This is a genomic window from Marinilactibacillus sp. Marseille-P9653, assembly GCF_916618885.1.
GTDB lineage: Bacteria > Bacillota > Bacilli > Lactobacillales > Carnobacteriaceae_A > Marinilactibacillus.
The window spans coordinates 2,067,099-2,081,668 of record NZ_CAKAKH010000001.1 but is presented as its reverse complement, the minus strand read 5'-3'; the positions used below and the strand labels follow the sequence as shown (position 1 = coordinate 2,081,668).

Annotated in this window: 6 protein-coding genes and 2 CRISPR repeat arrays; of the genes, 3 read left to right on the top strand and 3 right to left on the bottom strand. The window is 35.7% G+C overall.

Features of this window, described 5'->3' with window-relative positions; all coding sequences use genetic code 11:
• The 3 genes from pglX (at position 1) to LG377_RS12545 (ending at position 6,440) form a co-directional block, all read left to right on the top strand.
• The gene (gene pglX, locus LG377_RS10130) at positions 1 to 3,525 is read left to right on the top strand and encodes a BREX-1 system adenine-specific DNA-methyltransferase PglX (protein WP_225744535.1); all 3,525 of its coding nucleotides are present in this window, start codon (positions 1 to 3) and stop codon (positions 3,523 to 3,525) included.
• 18 nt (positions 3,526 to 3,543) lie between these two features.
• The gene (gene pglZ, locus LG377_RS10125) at positions 3,544 to 6,090 is read left to right on the top strand and encodes a BREX-1 system phosphatase PglZ type A (RefSeq protein ID WP_225744534.1); all 2,547 of its coding nucleotides are present in this window, start codon (positions 3,544 to 3,546) and stop codon (positions 6,088 to 6,090) included.
• Positions 6,091 to 6,293: 203 nt separating this feature from the next.
• On the top strand, positions 6,294 to 6,440 hold the full coding sequence (locus tag LG377_RS12545) for a putative holin-like toxin (protein ID WP_225744533.1): 147 nt from the start codon (positions 6,294 to 6,296) through the stop codon (positions 6,438 to 6,440).
• Between the two features lie 136 nt (positions 6,441 to 6,576).
• Positions 6,577 to 7,864: a CRISPR direct-repeat array (repeat unit 36 nt; unit sequence GTTCCTTCTTACCAAAGGATGATAGAGTACCAAAGT).
• 105 nt (positions 7,865 to 7,969) lie between these two features.
• Here LG377_RS12545 and LG377_RS10115 read toward each other — a convergent pair.
• The 3 genes from LG377_RS10115 to cas2 all read right to left on the bottom strand — a co-directional run bounded on the left by LG377_RS10115 (position 7,970) and on the right by cas2 (position 14,559).
• Positions 7,970 to 9,153, bottom strand: a protein-coding gene (locus tag LG377_RS10115; protein ID WP_225744532.1) for an IS3 family transposase whose coding sequence is annotated in 2 segments (ribosomal slippage) — positions 7,970 to 8,868 and positions 8,868 to 9,153 — 1,185 coding nt in all. Because the reading frame shifts where the segments join, the coding sequence is not laid out codon by codon here.
• 78 nt (positions 9,154 to 9,231) lie between these two features.
• A CRISPR array of direct repeats spans positions 9,232 to 13,293; the repeat unit is 36 nt; unit sequence GTTCCTTCTTACCAAAGGATGATAGAGTACCAAAGT.
• A 10-nt stretch (positions 13,294 to 13,303) separates the two neighbouring features.
• Positions 13,304 to 14,263, bottom strand: coding sequence for a hypothetical protein (locus LG377_RS10110; RefSeq protein ID WP_225744531.1), 960 nt, complete (start codon positions 14,261 to 14,263; stop codon positions 13,304 to 13,306).
• Positions 14,260 to 14,559, bottom strand: a complete 300-nt coding sequence (gene cas2, locus LG377_RS10105) for a CRISPR-associated endonuclease Cas2 (protein WP_225744673.1) — start codon at positions 14,557 to 14,559, stop codon at positions 14,260 to 14,262. The genes LG377_RS10110 and cas2 overlap by 4 nt, the downstream gene beginning before the upstream one ends.
• Positions 14,560 to 14,570 lie beyond the last annotated feature (11 nt).

The window sequence follows — 14,570 nt, the reverse complement described above, 5'->3', positions numbered from 1 at the left end:
ATGAATAAAACAGCATTGAAAGTATTTGCGACTCAAGCAAGGAAAAATTTAATCAAAGAAATTAAAGCAAAGGCAAAATATTTTGGTATCAATGAAGATGGGACCTTTTCTGCGGAAGAAGTATCAGGCGGTCTCGTATATAATGAGACCGTCTTCGGCGAGACTCAAGAAAAACAATATCGTCACTTAAAAAATCGTATCTTATTAGATGGGTACGAAGCCGTTATGGAAGAGGCAACCTATACATGGTTCAATCGATTGATTGCACTAAGATATATGGAGATAAATGATTATCTGCCGATCAATATGCGCATACTTTCGTCCAGCGGAGGCGACCATCGTAATCCAGACGCTTTGAAAAACATTATGCAAATCATCGATGAACTAGAACTTGACCGAGATAGAGTGTATAGATTATTTGATCAAGGTAAAACTGATGAACTATATCAGTATTTACTAATCAATCAAAGTAATATTCTGGGAAAAGCAATGCCAACAGTATTTGGTCATATCGATCAAGATATTGGTTTGCTTCTACCGAACAATTTATTAAGCGAAAATAGCTTTTTGAATCAGTTAGTTACTACCATTTCTGAAGAAGATTGGAAACAAGTAGAAATTGTAGGCTGGCTCTATCAGTATTACGTCACAGAAGATAAAAATGCCTTTTTTGCCAATAAAAGTAAAAAAGCTGGAAAAGAAGATATTGGACCTGCAACGCAATTATTTACGCCTAAATGGATTGTTCAGTATATGGTTGATAACTCCTTAGGACGTTACTGGCTAGAAAACCATCCTGATGATGAATTAAAATCGAACTTAGAATATTACTTGGAAGATGCGGAACAAATAGACGAGGTCAAAGTACAACTAGAAGCTTTAAAAGACCCTACAGTTGATGTAGAAAACATAAAGTTTTTAGACCCTAGTTGCGGATCGGGACATATCTTAGTTTATGCCTTTGAAGTTTTCCATAAGCTATATCTTTCTAGAGGATATAGAGAAAGAGATATACCTAAAAAAATACTGGAAAATAACCTGTTTGGACTAGATATCGATAAAAGAGCTGCTCAACTGGCAACTTTTGCAGTGGTTATGAAAGCGAGAGAATACGACCGCCGATTACTGAATAGAGAATGGGAAACAAATATTTATGGTATTGAAGAAAGTAACCATCTGACAGAAGAACAAGTTGACGTTTTTTCAGAAAACAACGAGCAACTGAAAGAAACAGTCATGTCTCTGTTAGATGTCTTTTACGATGCCAAGTTATATGGCTCGATTATTCAAGTTCCAGAAATTGACATCGATCGTATTCGAGCACAAATGACGTATATTCAAGAAGAAGCCGAGATAACATTAGAAACATCTGATTTATTTGAATACTTCTATCCAGCTCTTGAAGATTTAATTAATCAATACGAGATTCTTTCAAGTCGATTTGAGATTGTGGTAACGAATCCTCCTTACTTAAATCGCTTTGAATCTAAAGTCAGCAAATATGTAAATAAGTATTTTGCTGATTATAAAAAGGATATGTTTTCAGTATTTATGTATGTTTGTAGCCAAATGACAACAAAAGGTGGCTATAACGGATTTATGACACCTTTTGTGTGGATGTTTATCAGTTCCTATGAAAAATTGAGAAATTACTTAATTGATCAAAAAAGTATAACCAATTTGATCCAAATGGAGTATTCGGCATTTGAAGATGCAACAGTGCCTTTATGTACATTTGTTATCAAGAATAATGGCACTAGTCCAGTAGGTCAGTACGTCCGGTTAGCTGACTTTAAAGGTGGAATGACTGTACAAGAAGAGAAATATTTAGAAGCCATTGAAAACTCATCAATAGATTACCTGTATACATTCAATCAGCAAGACTTCAATAAAATACCAGGGAGTCCTATAGCATATTGGGCTAGTCAAAATATATTAAAATTATACGTAAACAATATTAAGTTAGGAGAAATAACTTCACCTCGTAAAGGTAATTCCACTTCTAATAATCATAGATTTCTGAGATTTTGGTATGAAGTGATACACGATACAATTAACTTTGAAAATAAAAAAATTGAGAGAAATAAAACATTATTAAACAGATGGTATCCTTACAATAAAGGTGGAGGTTATAGGAAATGGTTTGGTAATAATAATTATATTATAGATTGGTACGATGATGCTAAAGCAATTCGTAATATAAAAACAGCTGTAATTGCTAATTATAATTTTTTTATGAAACCTGGTCTAACTTGGTCTACAGTATCGAGCAGCAAATTTAGTATTAGAAAATTCGGATACGGATTTATATTTGATAACGGCGGTTGCTGTATTTTTAATGTCGATGAGGAAGAATATATTCTTGGCTTATTAAATTCAAAAGTATTTCATTATATTTTTGGTCAAATTAACCCAACTCTTAATTTTCAATCAGGAGAAGTTTCCAAGTTTCCTATTATACTTGTAAATAATTCAGAAATTATAAGTGTAGTAAATAATAATATTTTGCTCTGTGAAAAGGATTGGGATTCTTTTGAGAGCTCATGGGGCTTCAAAAAACATTCATTTATAGAATATCAGCAAGATACTACTAATATTAATGACTCTTTTAACAATTGGAACTCCATTGCTGAAGAACGCTTCAATCAACTAAAACAAAATGAAGAAGAATTAAACCAAATCTTTATAGACATCTATGGTCTCCAGGAGGAATTAACACCCGAAGTCGATGACAAGGATGTTACTGTACGCAAGGCAGATCTTGAGAGAGACGTTAAGAGTTTTCTGTCATACCTTATTGGAATTGTATTTGGTCGGTATTCTCTAGATCAAGAAGGATTATCCTATGCTGGTGGAGACTGGAATCAAACAAAATATGTTAGTTATCAGCCAGATATGAATAACATCATTCCAATTACAGAAGAAGCTTATTTCCAAGATGACATTGTCAAAAAAATAGAAGAATTACTCTCCGTTATTTATAGCGAAGAGACACTTGAAGAAAATCTTTTATTTATTGCAGAAGCTTTGTCGAAAAGAGCAAATGAAAGTGCGCGCGAACGAATTCGCAGGTATTTTCAAAAAGAATTCTTTAAAGATCATAAACAGATTTATAAGAATCGTCCGATATACTGGATGTTTTCTAGTGGGAAAAGAGGAGCTTTCAAAGGTTTGATTTATCTTCATCGCTATGACAAAAATACGATTGGTCGTATGCGGACAGAATATGTATTGAATGAAAGCAAAGCCTTGGATAACCTAATTGCTCTAGAAGAACACCTATTAGAGGATGAGTATGCTTCCAAGAAAGAAAAAGCGGCCGCACAAAAGACAATTGAAAATTATCATAAAGATAAAAAAGAAATTGTCGAATACGCAGAACTTCTCGATCATCTAGCCAGACAACAAATTGAACTAGACTTGGATGATGGTGTGTTGGTCAATTACAATAAATTTCAAGATATAGAAGTTATACATCCAGATACAAATAAAAAATCTAAGAAAAATAGTTTGGAAAAACTGTAAAATTGGAGGAATGACAGAGTGGTACAAGAGTTGACAGCGCGAGTGACTGAGTACTTTAACTTACCGTTGAAAGCAGGAGAAAAACGTAAGATTGTATACCTCTATGACTCAGACGGCTCTTATCTCGATCAACTCCAGGTAATGAGTAAAGAATCAAAGCAGTTTATTTTACTGTATGTAACAGAACAGAATTATTTTAAAACCCAATATCTGATTGAGCGGGAATATACTCAAGAATCACTTTTTCTATACTTTAAAATGGATAAACCTAGCCCCAGAGAAAATCCACTACTTGATGTATTGTTCTATAGTGAAGAGTTGAAAGTGGATCAAGAAAGTCAGTTATTCTTATCCATTGGTATAGATCCAGACCGAGAAGACCTTACAAAAATCGTAAAGCGTTATACCCCCTTCTTCAAAAACAAAGCGAGAATCAATCGAATGAAACGGCTATGGGAGAAAGCTCCTTTCGATACGGCTGAATATTTTGAGTACAGTATTCAGGCCTCTTTAGTAAAAGCCGAAACAGCGGATTGGATGAGTATTTGGATCGCGTTATTTGAAGAAGAAGCACAAGACAGTCATGAAAAGTGGGATCAATTACTCAAATTCGGAAATATTGATCGTTTTTGGAATCAAGTGGATGAATTGATTGGGTATAACGAAGAGACGAGTTCAACTAACCAAAAATCAATCAATGACATGATGAAACGAATCTTTTTTACACACTTAAATGCTGAATTAGAAGGGCAACTACCAACGGAACTTAAACCATTTATTCTTTCAAAAGCAAATCCAGTCATCGTTTTTATCAATCAGTGGATGAATACAAAAAATCAAGACCAAAGTTATCAATTCGTTGCAACAACGATTCAGGAGAAATTTGACTTTCAAATGCTCTTTGGTGAACTACCTAGTAAAACACTCAGCCAGTTAGAAACGTTCCAGTGGTTTGATAGAGAACTGATTACTCGACTGACTGAAACAATTCATACGGTTGAAGCGGATGAACAAGTGAATTGGATTGCGCAACGAAGAAATACATTCTGGTATTCTCAATTCAAAAATAGTTATAGGTTGATTAAGCATGCAGTTTATCTAGTCCATGCTGTTGAAGATATGGAAGTCGAACTACTTAATTATCAAACCAAAGAAGAGTTATTAGAGCAATATACTAAAAGATTCTATAAAATAGATCAACAGCATAGAAAGTTGAATCGTGTATTTGAAACTCTGGATTCAGAATGGCAAGAACGATTTTCTAAACAATTGGATCATTGGAATCGTTTAATTAACAAAAAATACTTTGAACCTTTAGCGGATAAATGGACTCGATTAACGGAGGCCGACTCCTCCATCATTACAGACCGAGTACAAGCTGATTTTTATAAAAATGAAGTTCTTCCTTATGTGACTAATCAGCGCAGAATCGTTGTCCTTATATCCGATGGACTACGATATGAAGCGGGAGAAGAGTTGTATGCTCAACTAACTAGCGAAAAGAGGTTTAACGGAGAGCTTGAGTGGATGCAGACGGATCTTCCATCTGTTACATCAATAGGAATGGCAAATCTATTACCGCATGAAAAAATTGATTTGACTGATTCAGGTGAGGTTCAAATCGATGGTAAGAAAAGAACAGGAATCAAGCAACGCCAGCAGCTTTTAGAAAATAATATACCCAATGAAGTTCTTGCTGTAAATGTAGATGATTTGCTGACCATGAATCAGGCAAAGCTGAGAGAACAGTTTAACGGTAAAAAAGTCATTTATATTTATCATAACTACATTGATGCAATTGGAGACAATCCTAAAACAGAGAGTGACGTTTTGCGTGCAACAGAATCTACGATTGAACAGCTTTTAAGGTTAATGAATCGTTTAACAGTTGAACTTTCCGTAAACCAGTTCTTAGTGACAGCCGATCATGGTTATTTATACAGTGATCAGCCCTTACAAAATTCTGAAAAAGCAATAGTCGATCTAAAAGAGCAAGCTATCTTAAAAAATAAAAGATTTGTATTAACAAAAAAAGCTTTAGGAAATGAAGTCGGAGTATCGATGCCTTTAAACAAACAATTAAATGAGGAAATGTTTGTAACCGTACCTCGAGGAACAAACCGATTCGCATTAAAAGGTGGCGGAACGCAGTATGTTCATGGTGGACATTTGCCACAAGAAACAGTAGTACCATTGTTAAAAATAAAAACAGACCGAACACGCAATGAATTGGAAAAAGTAACGATTTCTCTAATTACCCAAACTCGCAGAATTACCAATACAGTTCTATGGCTATCTTTACTGCAATCCGAACCAATATCTGAAACTAAACAAAAACGTTATTTGAAGATCTACTTTGAAGATGCGACTGAATCAATCTTATCCAATGAAGTAACGATTATCGCAGACAAAGAAGCCCATTCTAGTGACCAGCGGGTATTCAACGAAAAGTTTGTTTTTCTTGAAAATCGATCAGTAAGAAATGAAGACTGTTACTTGATAATTAAAGACGAAAAAAGTCAAGAAGTAATTGTTAGAGAGCGCTTTGATCTTGATCTTATATAAAAATAAGATAATGGTATGATATAAAAAGAAAAAGAGGTAAATATCATTTTAGTTAAGTACTTGAAAAATAACAAAAAAAGAACAAACAGATATTTAGTTAGTTGTGTTATAGTAATAAAGTAGAAAGTTAAGACGGTGGCTATCTTGGAAGGTGGTGGTGCTTATGAAAGTAGGTACTAAAATCTTAGAAAGGAAAAGCCTTTTTGTCCGTAGCAGAAGCGTTACAGCTCATGATTGCTTTTGGAAGTCTTTTGATTTCCCTAATCAGTCTTGTAGTTGTACTGATAAAGCTAAATAAAGACAAAAAAATAACCGTCCTTAACTTTAGCGAGTTAACGGTTATTTTTTAATAATCACGACAATGCTACCGTCTTAAACGGTTCTACATTGGAGGGCATGTATTGAGCATGTCCTCTTTTCTATGTAAATAATACCATAATAAAATAGAAAAGTACAAGTATACATATATTCAGCTAAAAAAGATAAGTTCCTTCTTACCAAAGGATGATAGAGTACCAAAGTCCCCACCGCAAGCAACCACTTTAGAAATATGTTCCTTCTTACCAAAGGATGATAGAGTACCAAAGTTTGAGCTGCAAGAATCTTATGAAGAAGTAACGTTCCTTCTTACCAAAGGATGATAGAGTACCAAAGTGGTGTGACTTCGTTTGGTTTCTTTATGTTAGTTCCTTCTTACCAAAGGATGATAGAGTACCAAAGTCCTCATATATAGTTAAATAGCTATCGCTGTGTTCCTTCTTACCAAAGGATGATAGAGTACCAAAGTATGACTGCAATGGCACCTCGTGAGTTCTTGGTTCCTTCTTACCAAAGGATGATAGAGTACCAAAGTAACGAGTCTCCGCACATGATATTAAGCGGGGTTCCTTCTTACCAAAGGATGATAGAGTACCAAAGTGTTGTTGCGTTAACACAAGATCGTTCTTACGTTCCTTCTTACCAAAGGATGATAGAGTACCAAAGTTCTGTAGCAACTGAGGAGGAGCTTGCCTTGGTTCCTTCTTACCAAAGGATGATAGAGTACCAAAGTCATATTAGTGCATATAAAGACCTAGCGTTAGTTCCTTCTTACCAAAGGATGATAGAGTACCAAAGTACAGCGTTGAATATTTCCATTTTCGGGCTAGTTCCTTCTTACCAAAGGATGATAGAGTACCAAAGTCCAAACAAATCGTGTGGTAAAAACGGGTCTGTTCCTTCTTACCAAAGGATGATAGAGTACCAAAGTAGTCTCAACTCTTCATTAGCTCGATCTGAGGTTCCTTCTTACCAAAGGATGATAGAGTACCAAAGTCAGAACTGAAACTTTACCTGATTGGCATGGTTCCTTCTTACCAAAGGATGATAGAGTACCAAAGTCTTAGTTGAATCAGATACGACGGATATCAGGTTCCTTCTTACCAAAGGATGATAGAGTACCAAAGTCGCATCGATATCTCAATCATTCGTCCAAATGTTCCTTCTTACCAAAGGATGATAGAGTACCAAAGTCTACGGTACTAAATTCCAGAAAACAGAAAGGTTCCTTCTTACCAAAGGATGATAGAGTACCAAAGTACTTATCCAAAGAAGACAAAAAACTTTTACGTTCCTTCTTACCAAAGGATGATAGAGTACCAAAGTTAACGTTTAGAATCAATTTTTGCAAATGAGTTCCTTCTTACCAAAGGATGATAGAGTACCAAAGTATACTTAAAAATCAATTTTAAGCATGATAGTTCCTTCTTACCAAAGGATGATAGAGTACCAAAGTTCTAACATAGTTTGCTTCTTTTACAAAGAAGTGGTATGTCAACACTTTTTTGAACAAAAATTATAAGGTGTAAATGATGATTGAGTTCACTTTCCTTCTGCCTCTCTAACTGAATGAGAGGCTAGTTTCGACCAGCTGGGGAACAACGGATTTGCAGACTTCCATTTCAGACTGTTCCTGTTCCCAATCTTTTCGATAATCGATAGGAGATTCGTAGTCCAATGATCCATGTGGGCGAAAATGATTCCACCAATGGACGTAGTCCATAAGTTGGACCTGCAGTTCATAGAGTGTATGGAATGTGTTGTCGTAGACAAATTCAAACTTAAATGATTTATACGTGGACTCCGCTACGGCATTGTCGTAAGGATTCCCTTTTCTACTTAACGAGCGCACAATATCAAAGGTATCCAGTAACTCATCAATAGTATGGTTGTCGAATTCTTTTCCCCGGTCAGTATGGAACACGTTGACCGTATGTAAATCACCCTTAACTGTAGCGAGAGCCTGCAGGACTAAGTCAGCTGTCTTATTGGGACCAGCAGAATACCCGATGATCTCGCGGTTAAACAAGTCTAAAATAAAACAAACATAGAACCACTTATTGGCAACTTTGACATAGGTCAAGTCCGTGACGATAGCTTTCATCGGCTCTTTCGGATTGAACTCACGGTTCAATGCGTTTTCAATCTTCGCTTGATTGACTCCACTCTTTTGTGGTTTGTATGATGGTCTATCATACTTGGACACCAGATGAAACTTTTTCATAATGTGTCCAATTCTCCGACGAGATACGATAAACGCACGCTTCTTCAATCTTTTCTTCAGTTTACGCGTGCCATAATTGTTTTTGCTTTTGGCAAACTCTTCAATAATCGCTTGTTCTAGTTTTGCGTCACTTTCTTTCTTTATTACTTCGTAATAATAAGATCCTCTACTGATCTTAAGGGCACGGCACATCGCTGATATAGAATAGTTATGTTTGTTGCGTTTGATTACTTCGACTTTCGCCCGAATATCAGCGCCGCTTGCTTTAAAATATCATTTTCCATCTTAAGCTGGGTATTTGCTTTCCTTAATTCTTTCAATTCTTTCTGTTCAGGTGTTAAGTTATCTCTTTCTTTGAATGAACCGGTTTGACTATGTTGACGTACCCATTTGTCAAAAGCCGATCCTGTAAGATCATATTCTTCTATGATTTCTTTTCTTGATTTTCCTGCTTTGTGTAAATCAACAATTTGTTTCTTAAATTCTTCTGTATAAGTTCGACGTGGACGACGAGTAGACATGATAGATTCCTCCTGTGTATGTTGTGTTTAGTATACACACCTTATCTTTTCTGTCCAACTGAGTGTAACCTATCCAAAGTTCCTTCTTACCAAAGGATGATAGAGTACCAAAGTTTATTTTAATAAATATGAAACGGGTGATTAGGTTCCTTCTTACCAAAGGATGATAGAGTACCAAAGTGCGAAAGAATTCATCATTCCATTCGAGAGTGTTCCTTCTTACCAAAGGATGATAGAGTACCAAAGTCAGACAATAAAACTGTCGCAACTAGCAAGAGTTCCTTCTTACCAAAGGATGATAGAGTACCAAAGTCTAGAGAAGAACTTATAAAAAAGACCATCAGTTCCTTCTTACCAAAGGATGATAGAGTACCAAAGTCCAGAACGGCAGTCGAGACGTATAAGAAGAGTTCCTTCTTACCAAAGGATGATAGAGTACCAAAGTAGTCATTTGTTTAGTCTTAGCAATTTGGAGTTCCTTCTTACCAAAGGATGATAGAGTACCAAAGTATAGGAGGTGGTGGAAAAAGCCATGTATAAGTTCCTTCTTACCAAAGGATGATAGAGTACCAAAGTCTTTAGGCGCTAGAATCGAGGCGGAAGAGGGTTCCTTCTTACCAAAGGATGATAGAGTACCAAAGTAAGAGACTACGACACGAAAGAAGAAGCTAGTTCCTTCTTACCAAAGGATGATAGAGTACCAAAGTAGAGTGATATTTTCTGTGCCGCTGACTTCAGTTCCTTCTTACCAAAGGATGATAGAGTACCAAAGTTCTTCTGCATCAAAAGCTTTTGTCCAAGTCGTTCCTTCTTACCAAAGGATGATAGAGTACCAAAGTAGAAATATATTATAGCTGATACAGCAACAAGTTCCTTCTTACCAAAGGATGATAGAGTACCAAAGTAAAGTTCGAAGAGTTCCATTGCTTCAAATGGTTCCTTCTTACCAAAGGATGATAGAGTACCAAAGTTTGAATGAGTTATAGTTGTCTATCTGGTTAGTTCCTTCTTACCAAAGGATGATAGAGTACCAAAGTCCACCAAATTGCAACGTTTTTCCCACGATAGTTCCTTCTTACCAAAGGATGATAGAGTACCAAAGTGGGAAACAAGAAAGGATTGCAAGCATTATTGTTCCTTCTTACCAAAGGATGATAGAGTACCAAAGTAACCTGTCCAAGAATTTTGAATCGCAGAGAGTTCCTTCTTACCAAAGGATGATAGAGTACCAAAGTAGATGATTACATCATACTAGTTTCAACTGTGTTCCTTCTTACCAAAGGATGATAGAGTACCAAAGTATATAGTGTAAATAACCAATATAACGCGATGTTCCTTCTTACCAAAGGATGATAGAGTACCAAAGTGCCCAGTAAAGCAGTTCTTCTTTGTCAATTGTTCCTTCTTACCAAAGGATGATAGAGTACCAAAGTGGTATTTCTCTCACATACTCAGCAACTTCAGTTCCTTCTTACCAAAGGATGATAGAGTACCAAAGTACTTTTCTTTCTCCATATTTTACGTTTCTAGTTCCTTCTTACCAAAGGATGATAGAGTACCAAAGTGTAAGACCTGTCGCCTCCATTGCTTTGCTTGTTCCTTCTTACCAAAGGATGATAGAGTACCAAAGTACTTCATCCATATTTACTTCATTTTCAGCTTTGTTCCTTCTTACCAAAGGATGATAGAGTACCAAAGTACCGACATTGGCTGACTTGGATCAGTTGAAGTTCCTTCTTACCAAAGGATGATAGAGTACCAAAGTAGACCCTTTGACCGGAAAGCAGAAAAAAGTGTTCCTTCTTACCAAAGGATGATAGAGTACCAAAGTACATCCACTACATCGCTGTAATTAGCTTTAGTTCCTTCTTACCAAAGGATGATAGAGTACCAAAGTGGAAACAGACTTCCACAACTTCACATTGAAGTTCCTTCTTACCAAAGGATGATAGAGTACCAAAGTCTTCAGACAAGGAATTTTTCGATAATTTATGTTCCTTCTTACCAAAGGATGATAGAGTACCAAAGTGTGGTTTAGCGTTGGCCGGTATTGGTGGTGGTTCCTTCTTACCAAAGGATGATAGAGTACCAAAGTGTGGTTTAGCGTTGGCCGGTATTGGTGGTGGTTCCTTCTTACCAAAGGATGATAGAGTACCAAAGTCACAAGTACGCTGTCGTAAATGCACTTAATGTTCCTTCTTACCAAAGGATGATAGAGTACCAAAGTCGTTTGAAGTTCAGATACCTGAACACAAAGGTTCCTTCTTACCAAAGGATGATAGAGTACCAAAGTACATCAAATCTTTTTTCTTCACACCAATTAGTTCCTTCTTACCAAAGGATGATAGAGTACCAAAGTAACAGATAGCTGCAACCCTTCAAGTCGATTGTTCCTTCTTACCAAAGGATGATAGAGTACCAAAGTAGCAATGCAAGTGAGGGAATTGTTTGATTTGTTCCTTCTTACCAAAGGATGATAGAGTACCAAAGTCACACACGGGAGTGGTTTGCACGAATCGAAGTTCCTTCTTACCAAAGGATGATAGAGTACCAAAGTTACTAAGTACGTAACCAAAGATTTTGACGTGTTCCTTCTTACCAAAGGATGATAGAGTACCAAAGTCATGCAACAAGTGATATATGCAGAGAGCGCGTTCCTTCTTACCAAAGGATGATAGAGTACCAAAGTTCAAGAAAGTTCATTCGTTTAGTAACAAACGTTCCTTCTTACCAAAGGATGATAGAGTACCAAAGTCAGCTATAGCAACTCATTTTATTTATCGAAGTTCCTTCTTACCAAAGGATGATAGAGTACCAAAGTGATCCAGTCATTACTTTGAAACTGTTGTTTGTTCCTTCTTACCAAAGGATGATAGAGTACCAAAGTTGGTGACAAAGACTTAAACGCCCAGAAAGGTTCCTTCTTACCAAAGGATGATAGAGTACCAAAGTATATTATTTATTATTATTAATATAAATATAGTTCCTTCTTACCAAAGGATGATAGAGTACCAAAGTTCAGATTATAGCGATTGGTGTAAGAATTCAGTTCCTTCTTACCAAAGGATGATAGAGTACCAAAGTAGGAGAAGTGATATGGATATCATAGGGATTGTTCCTTCTTACCAAAGGATGATAGAGTACCAAAGTGCTCGAGAAAAGGAAAATGTGTATCTTGTGGTTCCTTCTTACCAAAGGATGATAGAGTACCAAAGTCTTCTTTATCGAACTCTCATCATCAGGATAGTTCCTTCTTACCAAAGGATGATAGAGTACCAAAGTTATCATAATGGGGGAACAGTATGAAGAAAAGTTCCTTCTTACCAAAGGATGATAGAGTACCAAAGTCAAAGAAAGGAATTAGAAAAATGAAAATTCGTTCCTTCTTACCAAAGGATGATAGAGTACCAAAGTCTTATGATGTCAAAGCGTTAGCAAAGCTAAGTTCCTTCTTACCAAAGGATGATAGAGTACCAAAGTCGTGATTTGCTGTTCCTGGAATTTGCGGGAGTTCCTTCTTACCAAAGGATGATAGAGTACCAAAGTCTGATGCTACAGAACGATCTAGAGAAGGTAGTTCCTTCTTACCAAAGGATGATAGAGTACCAAAGTGAGAAATCTTAAAGGTGAATAGATTTTATTGTTCCTTCTTACCAAAGGATGATAGAGTACCAAAGTCTTGCAGCTTTAGTAGATACATCCAACATAGTTCCTTCTTACCAAAGGATGATAGAGTACCAAAGTATTACCGTATTGATTTTGTGCAACGTCATTGTTCCTTCTTACCAAAGGATGATAGAGTACCAAAGTCGCTGACTGGATTAACCGTTGATGAAGTAGGTTCCTTCTTACCAAAGGATGATAGAGTACCAAAGTCCGATGGGACAGGAGACTTTACGTCACCAAGTTCCTTCTTACCAAAGGATGATAGAGTACCAAAGTCATGCAGCAAGTAATCTACGCTGAGAGTGCGTTCCTTCTTACCAAAGGATGATAGAGTACCAAAGTGCAGCTACTATTTTATCTAAAGCATTAAGAGTTCCTTCTTACCAAAGGATGATAGAGTACCAAAGTATATGGCAAGGACGTTCCTAATTGGGCTTCGTTCCTTCTTACCAAAGGATGATAGAGTACCAAAGTGTCATTTTCATTATACCGTTTCGCCTAATAACTTAGCAATGTATTTATCATAAGGGGCTGGAATCGTTGCGTCATCAAAGATAAAAGGGATATTAGTTAAAATAAATAGAGTGAAAATATAGATAAAATTTTTAAAGTTATCCACAGTATTATTAGCTAGAATGACTGTTTCATCCCTATACTTATCCACAAGTGACATAGACCAATTCACAGCCCTAAAAAATAAATCTTCTTCAAATTCAAATGGAAGAGTATCAATTAATAATTGTTTTGTATTAATAAATTTCAACCTGTTTATAATCTGCTTTTTGTAGAAAGTATTATCTGATAACACTTTTTGTTGTTCTGTCAATATCATAAATCGTGTATATTTTTTATGATTTTTAAGATAATCAGTAAATTCTTCCAGTTCTTTGGAATTTAAAATGGTTTCCGGATAAATAATCGCAAAAATATTGAGTTTGTCTTTTGAAGAGTTTTCAATTAATTCAACACCATTAATTAAGTCCTGTAGAGTAATTATATTTTTTGAAACTATCTCATTTGAATTTATTTGATCTGAAATTAGTTTATCTTTAAAGGGAGTTAAAGCAAAATCGTAAGGAATAGAAGAATGTGTATTTAAGAATTCTACTTCTTCTACCAAATCATCCCAGATTTCAACAAATTGTTTATAAAAGGGGGAGAGCTGAAGTTGAACTGAAAACGCTTGTTTTAACTCTTTTTTGATTTCTAATAAATCGGTTGAAATAAATTGTTCTGAAAACGAGATAGAATAAAAATTGTAGTCTTGCTTAGGAATTAAGGTTTGGTTTTCCAATAAAAGGATATCTGTTTTTCCATGACCAAAATAAGACTGAAGGGTGCTTAAATTTTCTTTCCAGTCTTTTAGAGATCCTTTTAAAATTGTGATTTGATCAATTAACAAGGTAAAAGATATTGTATTCGACTGGATATGCCATTCTCTCATAGTATCACCATCGAATTATCGGTTAAGGTTTTTTCTGTTAATGTTTTGTCTCCAACAAGTAAAAACATATTATTATATTGTTTTTCAGTCACAGCCATTGCTCGGATAGATCCGTTTTTGGGTAAACTGTTTCTCAGTGTCATCATATAATTATCCAAACTAGATCGATTTGGAAAGATTTTAGAATAAACTGAAAATTGAACCATCGTAAAACCATTATGAATTAAATACTTTCTAAATCGCGCGTAAGTTCTTCGGTCACTTTTAGTATTCATTGGCAAATCAAAAAATAGCATTAATCGCATAA

What these genes read in the sequence shown, in the direction of transcription:
- cas2 (WP_225744673.1), bottom strand. Translation starts at nt 14,559, where the DNA reads ATGCTATTTTTTGATTTGCCAATGAATACTAAAAGTGACCGAAGAACT.
- LG377_RS10110 (WP_225744531.1), bottom strand. Translation starts at nt 14,263, where the DNA reads ATGAGAGAATGGCATATCCAGTCGAATACAATATCTTTTACCTTGTTA.
- pglX (WP_225744535.1), top strand. Translation starts at nt 1, where the DNA reads ATGAATAAAACAGCATTGAAAGTATTTGCGACTCAAGCAAGGAAAAAT.